The organism is Arthrobacter sp. M4, from assembly GCF_020251205.1.
Taxonomy (GTDB): domain Bacteria; phylum Actinomycetota; class Actinomycetes; order Actinomycetales; family Micrococcaceae; genus Arthrobacter.
In genome coordinates this window covers 63111-78934 of the sequence record NZ_JAIWYX010000008.1, presented here as the reverse complement: position 1 = coordinate 78934, position 15824 = coordinate 63111, and the positions used below count along the sequence as shown (strand labels likewise).

The following is a 15824-nucleotide window of genomic DNA, read 5'->3' as shown; positions in this document are numbered from 1 at the left end:
GTAAGGAACAGCACAATTCTTCCAACTATGGTGTGATTCATGACCCAGCCTGGACGGAGCTTCCTGGGATCTGGCCGCCACACCTCCACCTAACTGAGATAGCGCTTCTAATTGCGCCACAGCCTGTGGCGCAATTGGAAATCGATAGGGTAGAGCCATGACCTCTTCAGAAATCGACCTGCCGGCCGACTATCCGGAGTTGCTGGAGTCACTGAAGACGCGGGTTAAGGGCGCAAGGATCCAGGCGCAAAGAACCGTCAACAAACTGGCCATCGAACTCTACTGGTCACTCGGGAAAGACATTCTGGCCCGCCAGGACAGGCAGGGTTGGGGCAGCGGTGTCATCAACCGGCTCGCCGCCGACCTCCGGATAGCGTTTCCGGACATGACCGGTCTGTCCGCCCGAAATCTGCAGTACATGACGGCCATGGTGCGCGCATGGGAGGCCGAAGCAAATGTGCCACAGGTTGTGGCACATTTACCGTGGGGCCACATTCGAACAATTCTAGACAAGTCCACGACCCCCGAGGAGCGGGAGTGGTACGCGGCTGCGGCAGTGCAGTACGGCTGGTCCCGGAACGTTCTGCTGAACATGATGATGAACCGCTCGATGGAACGCACCGGCGCGGCGCCATCGAACTTCACCAGCCAGCTTGCCGCCCCGGAGTCCGAACTGGCCCAGCAAATGGCCAAGGATCCGTATAACTTCGAGTTCCTGGGCCTGTCCGGCGAAGTGATCGAACGAGATCTCGAGAACGCCCTGACCAACAGGATCACCGAAACCCTGCAGGAACTCGGACCCGGGTTCGCCTTTGTCGGCCGGCAAGTACACTTCGACGTCGACGGCGACGACTACTACGTTGACCTGCTCTTCTTCCATGTCGAACAGCTCCGCTACGTGGTCATCGAACTTAAGACTGGCCGCTTCCAGCCCGAGTGGGCTGGCAAACTCAATTTCTACGTAGCCCTGGTCGACGACGTCCTCCGCCGCGAGCATCACAATGAAACCGTCGGCATCCTGATCTGCGGCACGAAGAACGACCGCAGCGTCCGGTACAGTTTGGGCCGCTCCACCTCGCCCATGGCCGTCGCCGCCTACACCTATGACAAACTTCCGCCTGCAGAGCAGCGGGCCCTACCCAACGAAGGACACATCATCAATGCCCTTGACTGGGTGGAGCCGGACACTGCAACAAACGCCGGATATCCGCGGTCCACAGGAGAAAGCCTGGAAGCGGAGCAGCTTACCTAGCAATCGGCTGGCCCGCACGCGTCGTTGATCCACGTGACCGACCCTTGACTCCGATTTCCCGACGCTTGCGGTGGGCGGCCTTCTGCGATTGCGAAGGACAAGCCTTCGGTCTGGCCCATTAGCGGGCCTCGGCGGTGGTATCCAAACCAAACCGGCCCGGGGATCCCGGGCCGGTTTCAGAGTTTGTTGACGTTATTGAATCAGGAGGAGTGCGGCATCTGCGGGCGGCCAGTCCGGTGCACGGCGTTGACTGCGGCGGCCTGGCCCATCCGGCCGTGGCTTGCGGAGCGCTCACGCGGGTGCTTGTTCTTTCCGTAGCCGTCAGGCCATTTCTGTCCTTGCGGCTGCCCCAGGGCCATGGCAAGCGTGGCGGGCTCAGGAACCTGCGGCGTCTCCATGGACTCCGTCAAGTGGCTTGCAACCTCCGGATTGATGCCCTCTCCAGGGATCTGCTCGGCCATAGTTCTTCCTTTCTGCGTTGAAACGAAGGGATTTCCATCTTAGGTCCGCGGCCAGTCCTTGTCTTTAGTACGAACTGAGATTGTCGTTCCCCCGCCAGTGCGCGGCAGGAGCACCAATCCCATTGACACCTTGAAACCCTCGTTCCTAGGGTTATTCTCGCCCATGTTAGCGTTCACAGAGTTACCGCACGCGACCTTTTCGCTTCCCGCCCCAACCAAAAAACCTCCCCGCTCTTCCGCGACCCCATCGAAGACGGCGCCGCTGAGCCCACCATCGTCTGGAATCCCCACGAGCAATTGTGGTGGATGGTCCACACCAACCGAAGGACGTCGGCCCCTTTCGAAGAGGTATTGGCAGCCGAACCAACCGTAAGGGATGGCATTTGCAGTGCCAGGGGGATGCGCATCCACAACTGAAGCTAACCCAGCCTACTGAGAATCCGCAGCAATCCGTGATACCGGTGTCACGAAATCCTACGAAATGAATTCATCCGGCTCTTGGAAGAATTGTTGTAGATTTTAGTTTATGGAACCACGAACACGCCGGGCGGCCAGCCTTTTGGATGTTGCGCGCCTCGCCGGCGTGTCACGTTCGACGGCGGCACGCGCCTTGGGCGGGTACGGTTCCGTCAGCCCGGATCTGGTGGCGATGGTGGCTGCGGCCGCCGAAACCCTGGGATACAGGGGAAACGCCCTCGCGCGAAGCGTCAGCTCTGGGCGGTCACACACCATCGGCGTGGTGGTGAGCGACATTGAGAATCCCCATTTCTCCAAGGCCGTCCGAGGGATCGCGGACACCGCCAAGAAGTTGGGCTTCGACGTCATACTGGCCAACACGGATGAGAACGTGGAGGCGGAGCGGGCGGCCGTCCAAGTGTTCCTTGACAAACGCGTGGATGGACTCATTGTCGCCTCTGCCACCCGGAGCGACTCGGCGCATCTCTTGGACGTTGTCCGCATGGACCGTCCGCTCGTGCTGTTTGATCGCCGACCAGATGGGGTTGAGGCCGACTGGGTGGGTACCGACTGCTATTCCGATTGCCGCGCGGTTGTTACTCACCTGGCCAATCACGGCCACCGAAAGATCGCGTTTGTCTCTGCCACCACCAAGACTCCGCAAGAGCTGGAAGCCGGACATCCGCTGCCCATCTCCACCATCGAGGACCGTGTCCGTGCCATCAAGGATGAATCAGCAGCATCGGGCTTGGAGTACGTCCTGGTGTCCGGAGTTCTCCTCCCAGAGCAAATCCACGGAACGGTAACGTCCCTTCTTGGCTCTACGGAAGCAGACAGGCCAACGGCCCTGATCACGTCCTACAGCCGGCTCGCCTTGCCGGCTTTCCAGGCCATAAGGGACATGGGTCTACGCGTTCCCGACGATGTTTCATTGGTCTGCCTGGACGACGCCGATTGGATGACAGTTAGCGCGCCACCAATTTCAGCGGTTTCTTTGCCCGCCTACCAGATGGGCTCACGCGCCGCTGAAGTCCTCATCTCCCGGATCGCCGGCGAAGGCCCGGAAGCCCGGGATCATCTCCTGCCCGCATCCTTCGCTGAGCGGGAGTCGGTGGCAGAGCTGAGTCTCCCCCACACCTGGCGCTAACCGTCGCCTCGCTCAGGGCAAGGCACTCGGTCCCGCCCGCCCCCGCCGAACCCCGCCCCCGCCCTCTCCGCACCCCGCTCCCGCCGCACCCCGCTCCCGCCCGACTTGGCAGTTGATGCCAATGTTTTCGCGCAACATTGGCATCAACTGCCATCTCGCGGAGCGGTGGAGAGACCAACCACACAGCTGAGCCTTTCCCGAGCCCCGATTCGGAACTTCTTCAGGGGAGAATCAAAAAAACATTGCCAGAGACACCGGTCTCCGGTAGCGTCTTGATTCACAAGATACCGGTCTCTCGTGATCCGATGGCTCCGGAATCCTCCGCGTCGCCGCTGTGTTTCTCGAGCGAATACGTTTTGTAAACTGCTTGTTTCCAAATGGCTGATTCGCAATGCTTTCGCATTCCCTGCTGGTTTACTAGAAAAATACTTTGGTTGCATTGAATGACACCGAAATAGTGTCAGATCTAGGAGTTTTGATTCATGACGGAACAGACCAAGCTGTGGGGCGGACGCTTCGCCGGAACGTCAAGCCCTGAGCTGTCGCGCTTCTCCCGCTCCGACCCTAGGTACTTCGCCATGGCCCCCTACGACCTTCACGGATCACGGGCCCACGTCAAGGAGCTCCACCGCGCTGGCCTTATCAACGATGATGAGTTGCAGGACTTCCTTAGTACCCTGAGCGCGATCGCCGGGGACATTGCTTGCGGAGCCGTCCAGCCGCAGGAAGCGGATGAAGACGTCCACACCTTCCTTGAACGGGTTCTCATCGAACGTATGGGCCCGCACGGCGGAAAAATCAGGGCGGGGCGATCCCGCAATGACCAGGCGGCTAACGACCTTCGCCTCTATATGCGGGACAAAGCGCGGACTGTGGCATCTCTGGTTGCGGAATTGGCCGAAGCACTCGCGGACCAGGCAAGCCAACACCTCAACACTCCTGTCCCAGGCTTCACCCACCTGCAATCGGCACAGCCCGTGGTGTTCGGACACCAGCTCCTGGCACACGCCCAGCCCCTCCTCCGCGACCTGCACCGGCTCCAGGATTGGGACCGAAGGGCAGCGGTGTCCCCGTTGGGCGCCGCAGCGCTGGCGGGGTCCACATTCGCACTAAGGCCCGAACTCGCGGCCGTGGAACAGGGATACGAGGCAAGCGCGGAGAACTCCATCGACGCCGTCGGAAGCCGCGACGCCGCCATCGAGTTCCTTTTTGTCTGCTCGCTCACGCTGATCGACATCTCCCGGCTCTGTGAGGAGATCATTTCCTGGGCTTCGCAGCAGTTCCGCTGGATCCGAATGGACGACGCCTATTGCACGGGAAGCTCGATCATGCCCCAGAAGAAGAACCCGGATATCGCAGAGCTTACGCGGGGGAAGTCGGGTCGCGTCCTCGGCGACCTGATGGGGCTCATGGCCGCCGTCAAGTCCCTGCCGCTCGCCTATAACCGCGACCTGGCGGAGGACAAGAACGCGGTGATTGACGCCGTCGAGACCCTTGAGGTGGCGCTTCCCGCGCTGAGCGGGCTGGTACGCACCTTCGCCGTCAATGTTGAGGAAACAACCCGGCAAGCGACGGCGGGATTCACCCTAGCCACAGAGGTGGCCGATTGGCTTGCGCGCCAAGGCATCCCGTTCAGCGAGGCGCATGACGTTTCCGGTGCGCTGGTCCGATTCTGCGAAGCCAACAGCCTCGACTACGGCGACCTCAGCGACGAGCAACTGGCCGCCGTAGACGCCCGCCTCACCCCCGAAGTGAAGTCAGTGTTGACGATAGAAGCCGCGCTGTCAGCGCACTCCGGCTTCGGCGGAACCGCACCGGACCGTGTTGCCGAGCAACTTGTACGTTTCCGGGCGAACCTCGACCAGGTTAAGACCTGGACCGCCGACTACAAGGGGCTGCGAGTTGCCCCTACAGGCACAAAGTAGAAGTGATTTGGGGCATGATCGAAAATCCGTGCATGAAAACCCTCCACTCTCCAAGAACTGCCCAGGAACGAGTACAGCCCATGAACCGAGAACAGCCATGAACACTGAAACCGAACCACGCGTCGCCAGGGCAGCGGAGTCGCCCGAATTGAAGATCGTTCCGCGCCGCCACATCGGCCGCTGGGTGGGCGCTGGAGCCGTGGTTCTCCTGCTGGTCTGGCTGGGGGTCTCCTTCTCCCGGGCTCAGATCGATTGGCCAACCGTCCAGCAGTACCTAACCGTCCCCGTCCTGATCCAGGGCATCGGAGTGGCCATCGTCCTCACGATCGTCGCCATGGTGATCGGCCTCGTGCTGGGCGTGGTCAGCGCGATCATGCGCCTATCGAAGAACCCGGTTACTTCCGGAGTTGCTTGGCTTTACATCTGGGTATTCCGCGGGACGCCTGTCTATCTGCAATTGCTGATGTGGTTCAACCTGGCGCTGATCTTCCCTTACATAGGAATCCCGGGAATTTTCCAGGGGCGCATGATCGACATCCTGACGCCATTTGTTGCGGCGTCGATCGGACTCGGCCTCAACCAGGGTGCCTACACCTCGGAAGTTGTCCGCAGCGGAATCCTCTCCGTGGACGAGGGTCAGACCGAGGCAGCGCAGGCGGTGGGCATGACCCGCCTCCAGGCCATGCGGCGGATCGTCCTCCCCCAAGCCATGCGCGTCATCATCCCGCCAGTTGGGAATGAAGTGATCGGCATGCTGAAGACCACCTCTCTCGCCTCCGCCATTGGCGTGAGTGAGATTCTGTCCGAGGCCCAGCACATCTACTACGTGAACAACCGGATCATGGAGCTGCTCATCGTCTGTGCCGTCTGGTATCTGGGCGCCGTCTCGCTCCTCAGCATTGGTCAGTACTACCTGGAGAGATTCTTCGCCAAGGGTTCCTCCAGCAAGCAGCTCCCTCCGACTCCGTTCCAGCGGCTGTTGGGCATCTTCGGCACCAACAGAAAGGCCTTCTCATGAGTCCAGTAGCGGCAAGCACCACGCCGACGGGTACGGCGCTGGTCAGGGCGGAAAACGTCCACAAGAGCTTCGGCCCCAACGAGGTCCTTAAAGGAATCAACCTGGAGGTCAACGCCGGAGAAGTAGTCTGCCTGCTGGGCGCCTCCGGCTCCGGGAAGAGCACGTTTCTTCGCTGCATCAACCACCTGGAGACAGTATCCAATGGGCGGATCTGGGTTGGCGGAAACGTAGTTGGCTACCGGCAGGTAGGAAACAGCCTCCACGAGCTTTCCGACAAGGAAGCGGCCCGGCAGAGGCAGCACATTGGCATGGTGTTCCAACGCTTCAACTTGTTCCCGCACATGACGGTCCTGGAGAACATCATCGAAGGTCCGGTGTTGGTCAAGAAGGAGAGGGCCACGGAAGCCAAGCGCCACGCTTCCGAACTTTTGGCCCGGGTTGGCCTGGCCGGCCGCGAGAACTCCTATCCGCGCCAGCTCTCCGGCGGGCAGCAGCAACGCGTCGCGATCGCCCGGGCCCTGGCGATGAAGCCTGAGCTCATCCTCTTCGACGAGCCCACCTCGGCTCTGGACCCCGAGCTGGTGGGCGAGGTCCTGGACGTCATGAAGGACCTGGCCCGCTCCGGCCTCACCATGATTGTGGTGACCCACGAGATTGGCTTCGCCAAGGAAGTGGCAGACCGCGTGGCGTTCATGCACAACGGTCAGATCGTTGAGATCGGTCCTCCCGCGGAGGTCCTGGGCAATCCCCAGCACGAGCGCACCAAGGCGTTCCTGAGCCGCGTCCTTTAGCCGCCCTCCCCCACTCATCACCCCCAATAATTCCGACTCATCCCCCCAATAATTCCGACTCATCCCCCGAATACTCCCCCGAATAGTCCCCCGAACATCCCTTGGAGCCATTCATGAAGAACCTCAAGAACGCCGCCCGCCTGGGCGCGCTGGCCGCCGTCGCAAGCTTGGCACTTACCGGCTGTGTCAGCGGAACGGCCGCTGCACCGGAAGCTTCCGCCCAGACCGGGCTGCCGCAGGAAATCAAGAGTGCCGGCAAGCTGCGCATCGGCCTGTCCCCCGACTTCCCACCCATGGAGTTCCGGGACAGCGACAAGAAGCTTGCCGGCGTCGACATTGATCTGCAGCAAAAGCTCGGCGAGGTCCTCGGCATCCAGATTGAAGTGGTCGAGTCGCCGTTCGACCAGCTGATCAACTCTGTCCAGACTGGCCGCGTGGACGTGGTGATGTCCGGGATTTCGGACACGCTGGAGCGGCAGAAGACCGCGGACTTCGTGGACTACTTCAAGTCGCAGGGTCGGCTGTACACCTCAGGAAGCCGGGCCGCTGAGTTCACCAAGCAGAGCGATGCCTGCGGCAAGAAGCTCGCTGTGAGCGGGAAGACCGACTACTTCGAGCAGGTCAAGTCCCTGAGCAAGACCCTTTGCGTGGACAAGGGCCTCCCGGAAATCACCATCCTGGCCACCGATTCCGGCGCCGCCGCCCGTCTCCAGATCGAGCAGGGCCGCGTGGACCTTGCCGCCCAGGGTGCAGAGAACCTGGCGTACTTCGCCAAGACCGAGCCCGGCAAGTACCAGCCTGTCCTGGACCCGCTGCCCGCCAAGCCCTTCGGCATCCTGGTGAAAATGAACAGCACGCAGCTGACCAACGCCATCAAGGACGCGCTCACCAAGATCAAGGCCAACGGCGACTACCAGAAGATCCTGGACAAGTGGGGTCTGGGCTACGGTGCCATGGACGCGGAAGTCAACGGAGTCAAGTGACCTTCCCTGATCCAAACGCAAATGCGACGGCGGCCTGGCCGCACGGCAAGCGGGCCGCCGTCGCGCTGGCCTTCGACCTGGACGGCCCCACCGGGGACGCCATGCTCAAAGGCACCATTTGGGACCGCCCCGAGTACTTCAGCCAGGGCGCCTACGGCCCATTCCGAGCCCTGGACCGTATCCTGCGGCTCCTGGAACGGCACGCCGTGCCAGCCACGTTCTTCACGCCCGCTTGGGTAGTGGAGACGTGGCCGGAGCAGTGCCGCAAGATCGTTGACGCGGGCCACGAGGTGGCGCACCACGGTTACAAGCACGAGAAGTACTGGGACTTGACCCTCGAGCAACAGCGCGAGGTCATCACCACCAGCCAACGCATCTTCCACGACGTCCTGGGCACCACCGCCGTCGGCTTCCGCACACCGTCCGGCGACTGGCGCCCGGAGACGCCGGCGCTCCTGGCGGAGCTGGGGTTCGAATACTCCAGTTCCATGCGGGGCGACGACCGGCCGTACTTCCACCCCGCCTCCCAGCCGCTCGGTGAGAAGTACGACGGCGGCGCGCTGAATTACGACGGCGGCACGCGGCTTGGGCGAGCCGCTCGCCTGGTGGAGATCCCGGCCCGCTCGGATATGGACGACTATGCCTCCCTGGCCTACACGACCAACCCGGATTGGCCGTCCGGCGGTGACCGCATTGCGAGCTATGAGTTAACCCTGGATAACTGGACCCGCGAGTTCGACGGCTATTACGCGGAAGGCCTCTGCCTGACCACGATCTTCCATCCCAAGGTGGTTGGCAGGCCCGGACGCGCAGTGCTGCTGGACCGCTGGATTGAACACATGAAATCGTTCGACGACGTCTGGTTCGCTACGTGCCGGAACGTTGCGGATTGGTGGCGGCAAAGTCCTGCCGCCACACGCACCGAGGGGGCCCTGTGAGCGAACAAACGTCACTGTGGCCGGACGGCAAGCGCAGCGCGTTCATCCTCACGGTGTCCTTCGAGGCGGAACTGGCCGTCCTTGCCGCAGCGCCAGACGCCGTCGATCGCGCCAAAAGCCTGTCCGTCGGGCAGTATGGCGCCACGCGCGGTGTGGACCGGCTCCTCGCTGAACTGGACCGAACCGGGATCCGGGCCACCTGGTTCATTCCCGGCCGCAATGCAGAGGCCTATCCGCGACAGGTCGAAGCGATTGCCGCCGAAGGCCACGAGCTTGGCAACATGGGCTGGGCGCTTGAGGATTTCAGCAACTTGGGCGCGGAAGGGCAGCTGGAGGCGATCCGACGGGGCCAGTCCGCCTTCGAATCACTGCTGGGCGTCCAACCCACAGGCTTCCGTGCAGGGCGCGGCTCCTACGCTCACGGTTTGCCGTTGGCGTTACTCGATGAAGGCTTCACGTGGTCGTCTTCGTGGCACGGCGATGATCTTCCGCATTTTCACGCCGGCCGTGCCGCTGAACTGGTTGAAATCCCCCGGCACCACGAGTTGGACGATTTCCCGTACTTCGTCTTCAACCTTGATCCGCCCATCCCCAAAGGCAGCCCCCGGATCGCTTCCAGCCGCGAGGTACTCAGCAACTGGCTGATCGAGTTCGAGGCCTACCGGGCGGAGGGACTGTGCTTTGTCCTGACCGTCCACCCCGAACTGATCGCGACGCCGGGCCGGATCGGACTGCTCCGGGAGTTCCTGGACCATGTCCTGAGCTGCGACGACGTCTGGATCGCTACGTGCGGCGACGTTGCCAGCTGGTGGCGTGGCTACGGACAGTCAAACGCTCCCGGCCACCCAGCCGAGATCTTCCACGCACTCACCACCGCAACCACAGGCAAAGGCGCATGAACCACCTGCAGACGGCATCCGGAATCTTCTCCGAATTCATCACGTCCCTCATTCCGGACGAGATCCCAGAATCCGTGCGCCATCGGGCCCGAATCCATATCTTGGACACGCTCGGCGCGGGCATCGCCGGAGCCGCATCCCGCGAAGTCGCAATCAGCCGGGAGGCGATGGCGGCGGGGTACGGCACAGCGTCGGTTAGCGCCGTGCTCTGGGGATCGCCGGCGTCGGCCCCTCCCCTTGCGGCCGCGTTTATCAACGGCGTCGCGAGTCATGCCTTCGAACTGGACGATTCGGGTGGCTGCGACCACTCCGGCGCCGTCGTTCTCCCCGCCGCCCTGGCGGCGGCTTCCCTGAGCGAGAAGCCGGTGAGCGGCGCGCGGCTGCTGCACGCCGTCGTCGGAGGCTATGAACTGGCGCGACGGGTCCAGAACGCGCTGGGCGGGTACGACGCCGTCAACAACCTGGGCTGGCACTCCACCGGAGTCTGCGGCACCTTTGGGGCTGCCGCGGCCGCAGGGATCGTGTTGGGTCTCGACGACCAGCGGCTGACCTCGGCAATCGGACTGGCCGGTTCCTTCACGGGCGGAACCTGGGCGTTCATCGGCGACGGCGCCATGTCCAAGCGCATGCATGTTGGCCGCGCGGCTGAAGCCGGACTGAACTCCGCACTGCTCGCCCGCTCCGGTTTCACTGGCCCCGCAGACCTGTTCTCGGCGCCGTGGGGCGGCTTCCTGAACCTGTATGGCGGAAGGTCCGACGACGGCGCGCGGCTCAGTGACGAAGCGGCGCTGTACGGGACGCTCGGCAAGGAATGGCAGGTGGAGAGGGCATCGATCAAGCCGTACGCCACCTGCCGGAGTACCCACTCGGCCATCGATGCGGTCCTGGAACTCCGTCGCCTCCACGACATTGAGGCGTCAGCCATACATTCGGTGACGGTCCGGACCAGCGCACTGATCAGGGACATGTGCGGAAAAGCGGTCGTGTCCTCGCTGGTGTCGGCTCAGCTCAGCATGCAGTTTGCCCTAGCCACGGCACTGCTTCGCGGAGGCGTGGGGTTGGAGGACATCACCGTCGGCGGGCGCACTGACCTTCGCGTGGCCGAGTTGATGGAGCGGATCGTCCTGGAGGTTGACCCCAACCAGCACGGCGGCGCGGCCGAACCGTTTGTGACGGTGATGACGGATTCGGGCAGCTACTCGCTCCAGGCGGTCCGAGCGCGCGGTGCTTCGACGAACAGGCTCAGCGACCAGGAGACCATCGGCAAATTCGTTGGCTTGGCGAGCCCACGTGTGGGTGATGGGAACGCCGAGGGAATTGTCCGCACGGTCTTGGGCTTGGACGTTCTGCCGGATATCTCCCGTTTGCAGGAAATGCTTGTGGCTAGCTCAGAGGCCGAGTTATTGGTCTGAATCCCCTTGTTGGCCATACCCACCGCGCGTAGCCTTTGAGCCACATTCACTGCTCGACAGGAGGACTCCCATGGCATCCATCGAAGCGAACAAGGAGACAGTGGCCAGGCTCTTCGAAGCCTTCCGCGCCGGCGACGCGGCGGCCTTCGACGATCTCATCGTGGAGGACTACAAGCAGCACAATCCCCTGGTTGCCGATGGCCGCCAGGCCGTGAAGGACTTCTTCGCACAGTTTGGAGCGGTCGACGTCGAGGTTCACCGTGTGATCGCGGAAGGTGACTTTGTCGCGGTCCACTCGCACTACAAGCCGCTGCAATCCGCGGGGGTGGACATCTTCCGATTCAATGACGAAGGCAAAATCGTGGAGCACTGGGATGTCCTGCAGCAGGTGGCAACGTCGACCGCGAGCGGGAATGACATGTTCTCGCAGCTCACCTGAGCCGGGTTCGCAGCGGTTGCATACGAAGACCCCTTGCGCCGAAAGCACCCCCGGGCGTAGCGGGGGCGGCTGGATTTGCGAGGACATCCCTGACCAGTGCCCTCTGCCGCGAAGGCGCCATTGTGCCTAGTGCCACCGCTGAATGCTTAATGAGAATCATTATTGATAAGCTCACTCCATCAGATCCCTTTATCGATGGAGACCCATGCGTTACAGCTTTCCCCGCGTTGCCCTGGCAGTCTTTCTCCCGGCCACCTTCATGCTCGGCGGCTGTGCCGCCGTCGAATCATCCTCCAAGGCGGCGGACGACTCCACGACTACCAAACAATGGCTCCTGACCGCCGACCCTAAAGAGCATGCGCTCTACGTGAACAACGTGGTGGACGGGAATCAAACCGGCGCAATCAAGGGCATCGACCTCGGTGTCCACGCCGGCTCCATCCAACTCGGCCAAGGGCGCCTCGCCTTCGTCAACGAGTCAAAACCAAGCCTGGAAATTCTGGAAGTCGATGGAGATGGCAAACCCAAAATTGGGCGCAGCTTCAACATCCCTAATCCCAAGGGGAAGTGGGAGCGTGCTGGATGGATAGCAACTGACAAGAATGCACGCTACATTGCCGTGGGTTCAGATTTCGACGCATCGACCGTGCAGGAGGTGACGCTTGTTGACCTTGAGAATAACGGTGCGTGGACCGTCTCCTTGCCCATCAATGAGGTAACCCTGGCAACCACGGGCAAAACAGGTGTTGAGGAGATGCACACGTTTCTCGCTGGAGATCCGTTGAGGCTCGTTGTGTCTTCAGGAGGAATGCTGGATGCTTACCTCGTTTCAGACATCACCTCGGGGAACCCCACTCCAAAGCTCCACAGCTCCACTCCTCTGGGGGCCTACCCGCACGGTCCCCTCATGAGCCAAACAGGCGACGTCATCGGATCAACGCTGCACACCGGCGTCGAAACCATTCCTTTGACCGCTGACGGCTTCGGGGAATCTGCCGCCGCCAGCTACCAAGCAGGAATCGGGCAGAGTTATCGTCCACGGATGGCACCCGACGGCAAGACGTTCATTGGATCCCAAGCGGGGCGCGTGGACAAGGGTGCGGCTTGGGACAAGATACCTGCCTATCTGATGTCCGGTTCAGTAACGGAGGGAAAGACGGCCCTCACGCCATTAGGGCAGGGAATCGCAACCCGCGCTGCCGTGACCTCACGATTCGCAACCGTCGTCCTCACCCAGGACGGAAGCGACAATTTGATCATGATCGACCGGAGTAGTGACACCGGCCTCTACGACGGGAAAAAGTCCACCGTGGCCTTGGAACCCCTCAAAGCAGGGCCGGTTGCCGGGCAGGACAGCAAGAAAGCCGAGGCACGGTTTATCGCTGCAACTCAGGATGGGGAATCGGTTTTCGTATCCAGGGGCGGCGAGGGCACGGTCACTGAGATTGACACTGCCGAGTCGAAGACGAAAAGAACAATCACCTTCCCCACCAAGCTCGCTTCGGGGGGCTATTTGGCAGTTATTGGCTCTTCAGGAGACCCGTTCGACCTTGGGGGACGTTGATCGTGAGCATCCCTTCGCCCAGTCTGCAACGTTGGCCGACGGCACGGCCCTAGGACGGTTGTGCACCTCTCCGCGTTGGCCCGCGCCACATCAGCGGCGGTCTCTCTTGCCTCGGGAAGTGAGTCCATTGGGCTGGGATGTACACGGGGCGGTCCTTTCTGGGTGAAGAACTAACACTTGGTTAGTCGAATCAGGGTTTGGCGCCGACCCGGGCGGGCGTATCCGGATTCGGACCGCAATAGCGGCCGAAAGAACGACGGCGACGCCGCCGATGATGGTCAGCCGGGTCAGGTCTTCCCCCAGCAGGAGACCTGCCCAGCAGATGGTCAGCACGGGCTGGATGAGTTGGATCTGGCTGACCTTCGCCATGGGTCCGATAGCGAGGCCTCGGTACCAGGCGAAGAAACCCAGGAATGCACTGACGGTGCCAAGGTACGCAAGTGCAGCCCACTGCACTTGCGTACCAGCCGGCGGGTGCTCGGCAATTGCGACGGCGGTCAATAGGACCATTAGAGGCGATGCGAGGACGAGCGCCCACGAAACGGTCTGCCACGCTCCTAGTTCGCGAGCCAACAGACCTCCTTCCGCGTAGCCAATGGCGCACACCGCAACTGCGACAAGAAGAAAGAGATCGGCCCAGTGCAGCTGGCCGAAACCGCCAGACTGGGCAAAAGCAAATCCGATCGCTGCGAGAGCGCCAACAGCTGTCGCCCACCAAAACGCCACGGAAGGCCGCTCCCTGCCACGCAGGACTGCCGCCGTCGCCGTCGCTGCGGGAAGCAAAGCGATGACGACGGCGCCGTGACTCGCCGAAGCGGCCGTGAGGGCGAACGAAGTGAGAAGCGGGAAGCCAACAACGATCCCTCCAGCGACAACGGCCAGTCGAGCCCACTGCATTCCGCGGGGAAGGCGCTGCCTGGTGACGGCAAGGGCGCAAGTGGCGAGCAATGCCGCGACGACTGCGCGGGACGACCCGATGAATAGCGGCGACAGGCCCTCAACGGCGACGCGGGTGAACGGAATGGTAAAGGAGAAGGCCGCTACTCCAACAAGACCCCAACCCAAGCCGCTGCGGGCAACATCCGGTATCGCTGGGCGAACTATTACAGTAGCGCTATTATTATCTTTCATGAATAACGATAGCAGTTCGCGGATTGTGGTGCGACTGAAGGAGTGGATTTCAGGCGCGGCCCCGGGAGCACGGCTGCCCTCCACGCGGTCACTCGTTGCCGAGTACCAGGCCAGCCCAGTCACGGTGCAAAAAGCCCTGCAGACCCTCACGGCCCAGGGCCTGATCGAGAGTCGGCCGGGTGTGGGAACATTCGTGCGGGCTGCCCGGATGGTCCGGCCGGCGGACTACGGCTGGCAGACTGCTGCGCTGCGGTCGCCACAAGGTTCCGTTCGTGTAGCCTCCGCGACAATGCGCAGCACACCGAACGATGTCCTCGCCTTCCACGCGGGGTACCCCGACCGCGAACTATTGCCCGAGCGGCTCATTCGGGCAGCGTTGACGCGGGCTGCGCGCAGTGATGCGGCGCTGTCCAGGCCTCCGGCAGCCGGGATTCCGGAGTTGCAGTCCTGGTTTGTTCATGAATTAGGTGCCTCCACGCCCGTCGGGGTAACCCCGCCAACACCCAGCGACGTAATCGTTGTGCCAGGAAGCCAGGGCGGATTGAGCTCGATCTTCAGGGCTTTGGTAGGAAACGGACAGCCGTTGCTGGTGGAATCACCCACCTATTGGGGCGCCATCCTTGCAGCCGCGCAGGCTGGAGTCCGCCTCATCCCGGTACCCAGCGGCCCGGAAGGCCCGGATCCCGAAGAGCTGTCGCGGGCCTTTGAGGAAACCGGGGCAAGGATGTTTTATGCGCAACCGAACTACGCCAACCCGACCGGGGCCCAATGGTCAGCCCAGCGGGCCGAGCAGGTCCTGGAGATTCTGCGCAATCATGGCGCCTTCCTTGTTGAGGACGACTGGGCCCACGATTTCGGCATCACTACAACTCCAAACCCTGTTGCTGCCCACGACAGTTCAGGCCATGTGATCTATATCCGGTCACTGACGAAGAGCGTGTCCCCAGCCATACGCGTCGCTGGGATTATTGCCCGCGGCCCCGCCCGCGAGCGCATCCTGGCCGAAAGAGCGGCTGAGATGATGTACGTCAGCGGCGTCCTCCAAGCGGCAGCGCTCGACGTCGTCACGCAGCCCGGTTGGCAGACTCACTTGCGCGGTCTCCGCCACCAGCTCCAGTCACGCCGGGATCTCCTGGCAAGCAGCCTCCGCGAGCACGCACCACAGGCCCACATCACCACCGTTCCTAAGGGCGGATTGAACCTTTGGCTACGGCTGCCGGATGGAACGGACCTCGACAAGCTCACCCGCGATTGCGAAAGCTCCCGGGTCATCATCGCCCCGGGGAATGAGTGGTTCCCTGCCGAGCCAGCCGGTCCGTACATCAGGCTCAACTACGCCGGCGCAAACCCTGCGGCCTTTCCGGAGGGCGCCAAGGTTATCGGCCAGGCTCTCGAGCGCAACGGCTAG

General features: G+C 62.3%; 14 protein-coding genes. 12 read left to right on the top strand and 2 right to left on the bottom strand.

Annotation, left to right across the window (positions count from 1 at the left end):
* Positions 1-157: 157 nt before the first annotated feature.
* Positions 158-1252, top strand: a complete 1095-nt coding sequence (locus LD110_RS14995; protein ID WP_225499640.1) for a YhcG family protein — start codon at positions 158-160, stop codon at positions 1250-1252.
* Between the two features lie 200 nt (positions 1253-1452).
* Here the strand turns inward: LD110_RS14995 and LD110_RS14990 are convergent, their stop codons facing one another.
* Positions 1453-1713: a hypothetical protein gene (locus LD110_RS14990; protein WP_225499639.1), complete on the bottom strand. Its 261-nt coding sequence runs from the start codon at positions 1711-1713 to the stop codon at positions 1453-1455.
* 526 nt (positions 1714-2239) lie between these two features.
* On the opposite strand from LD110_RS14990, the gene LD110_RS14985 reads away from it, so the two are divergent.
* The 10 genes from LD110_RS14985 (at position 2240) to LD110_RS14940 (ending at position 13285) form a co-directional block, all read left to right on the top strand.
* Complete coding sequence (locus tag LD110_RS14985) at positions 2240-3316, top strand: LacI family DNA-binding transcriptional regulator (protein ID WP_225499638.1); 1077 nt, start codon at positions 2240-2242, stop codon at positions 3314-3316.
* A 482-nt stretch (positions 3317-3798) separates the two neighbouring features.
* Complete coding sequence (gene argH, locus LD110_RS14980) at positions 3799-5241, top strand: argininosuccinate lyase (RefSeq protein WP_225499637.1); 1443 nt, start codon at positions 3799-3801, stop codon at positions 5239-5241.
* A 97-nt stretch (positions 5242-5338) separates the two neighbouring features.
* The gene (locus LD110_RS14975; RefSeq protein WP_225499636.1) at positions 5339-6259 is read left to right on the top strand and encodes an amino acid ABC transporter permease; all 921 of its coding nucleotides are present in this window, start codon (positions 5339-5341) and stop codon (positions 6257-6259) included.
* On the top strand, positions 6256-7050 hold the full coding sequence (locus LD110_RS14970) for an amino acid ABC transporter ATP-binding protein (RefSeq protein WP_308012446.1): 795 nt from the start codon (positions 6256-6258) through the stop codon (positions 7048-7050). The genes LD110_RS14975 and LD110_RS14970 overlap by 4 nt, the downstream gene beginning before the upstream one ends.
* Positions 7051-7163: 113 nt before the next feature.
* Positions 7164-8033 carry an ABC transporter substrate-binding protein gene (locus LD110_RS14965; protein WP_225499635.1) on the top strand — a complete coding sequence of 290 codons (870 nt, stop codon included), beginning with the start codon at positions 7164-7166 and terminating at the stop codon, positions 8031-8033.
* Complete coding sequence (locus LD110_RS14960; RefSeq protein ID WP_225499634.1) at positions 8030-8971, top strand: polysaccharide deacetylase; 942 nt, start codon at positions 8030-8032, stop codon at positions 8969-8971. Before LD110_RS14965 ends, LD110_RS14960 begins: the two co-directional genes overlap by 4 nt.
* Positions 8968-9870 carry a polysaccharide deacetylase gene (locus LD110_RS14955; protein ID WP_225499633.1) on the top strand — a complete coding sequence of 301 codons (903 nt, stop codon included), beginning with the start codon at positions 8968-8970 and terminating at the stop codon, positions 9868-9870. The genes LD110_RS14960 and LD110_RS14955 overlap by 4 nt, the downstream gene beginning before the upstream one ends.
* Positions 9867-11282 carry an MmgE/PrpD family protein gene (locus tag LD110_RS14950; protein WP_225499632.1) on the top strand — a complete coding sequence of 472 codons (1416 nt, stop codon included), beginning with the start codon at positions 9867-9869 and terminating at the stop codon, positions 11280-11282. Before LD110_RS14955 ends, LD110_RS14950 begins: the two co-directional genes overlap by 4 nt.
* Before the next feature lie 70 nt (positions 11283-11352).
* Complete coding sequence (locus LD110_RS14945) at positions 11353-11721, top strand: nuclear transport factor 2 family protein (protein WP_225499631.1); 369 nt, start codon at positions 11353-11355, stop codon at positions 11719-11721.
* Between the two features lie 205 nt (positions 11722-11926).
* On the top strand, positions 11927-13285 hold the full coding sequence (locus tag LD110_RS14940; RefSeq protein ID WP_225499630.1) for a hypothetical protein: 1359 nt from the start codon (positions 11927-11929) through the stop codon (positions 13283-13285).
* Positions 13286-13375: 90 nt separating this feature from the next.
* Here the strand turns inward: LD110_RS14940 and LD110_RS14935 are convergent, their stop codons facing one another.
* A complete protein-coding gene (locus LD110_RS14935) occupies positions 13376-14416 on the bottom strand; it encodes a DMT family transporter (protein WP_225499629.1) in 1041 nt (346 codons plus the stop codon).
* On the opposite strand from LD110_RS14935, the gene LD110_RS14930 reads away from it, so the two are divergent.
* Positions 14415-15824: a PLP-dependent aminotransferase family protein gene (locus LD110_RS14930; protein ID WP_225499628.1), complete on the top strand. Its 1410-nt coding sequence runs from the start codon at positions 14415-14417 to the stop codon at positions 15822-15824. The genes LD110_RS14935 and LD110_RS14930 overlap by 2 nt on opposite strands.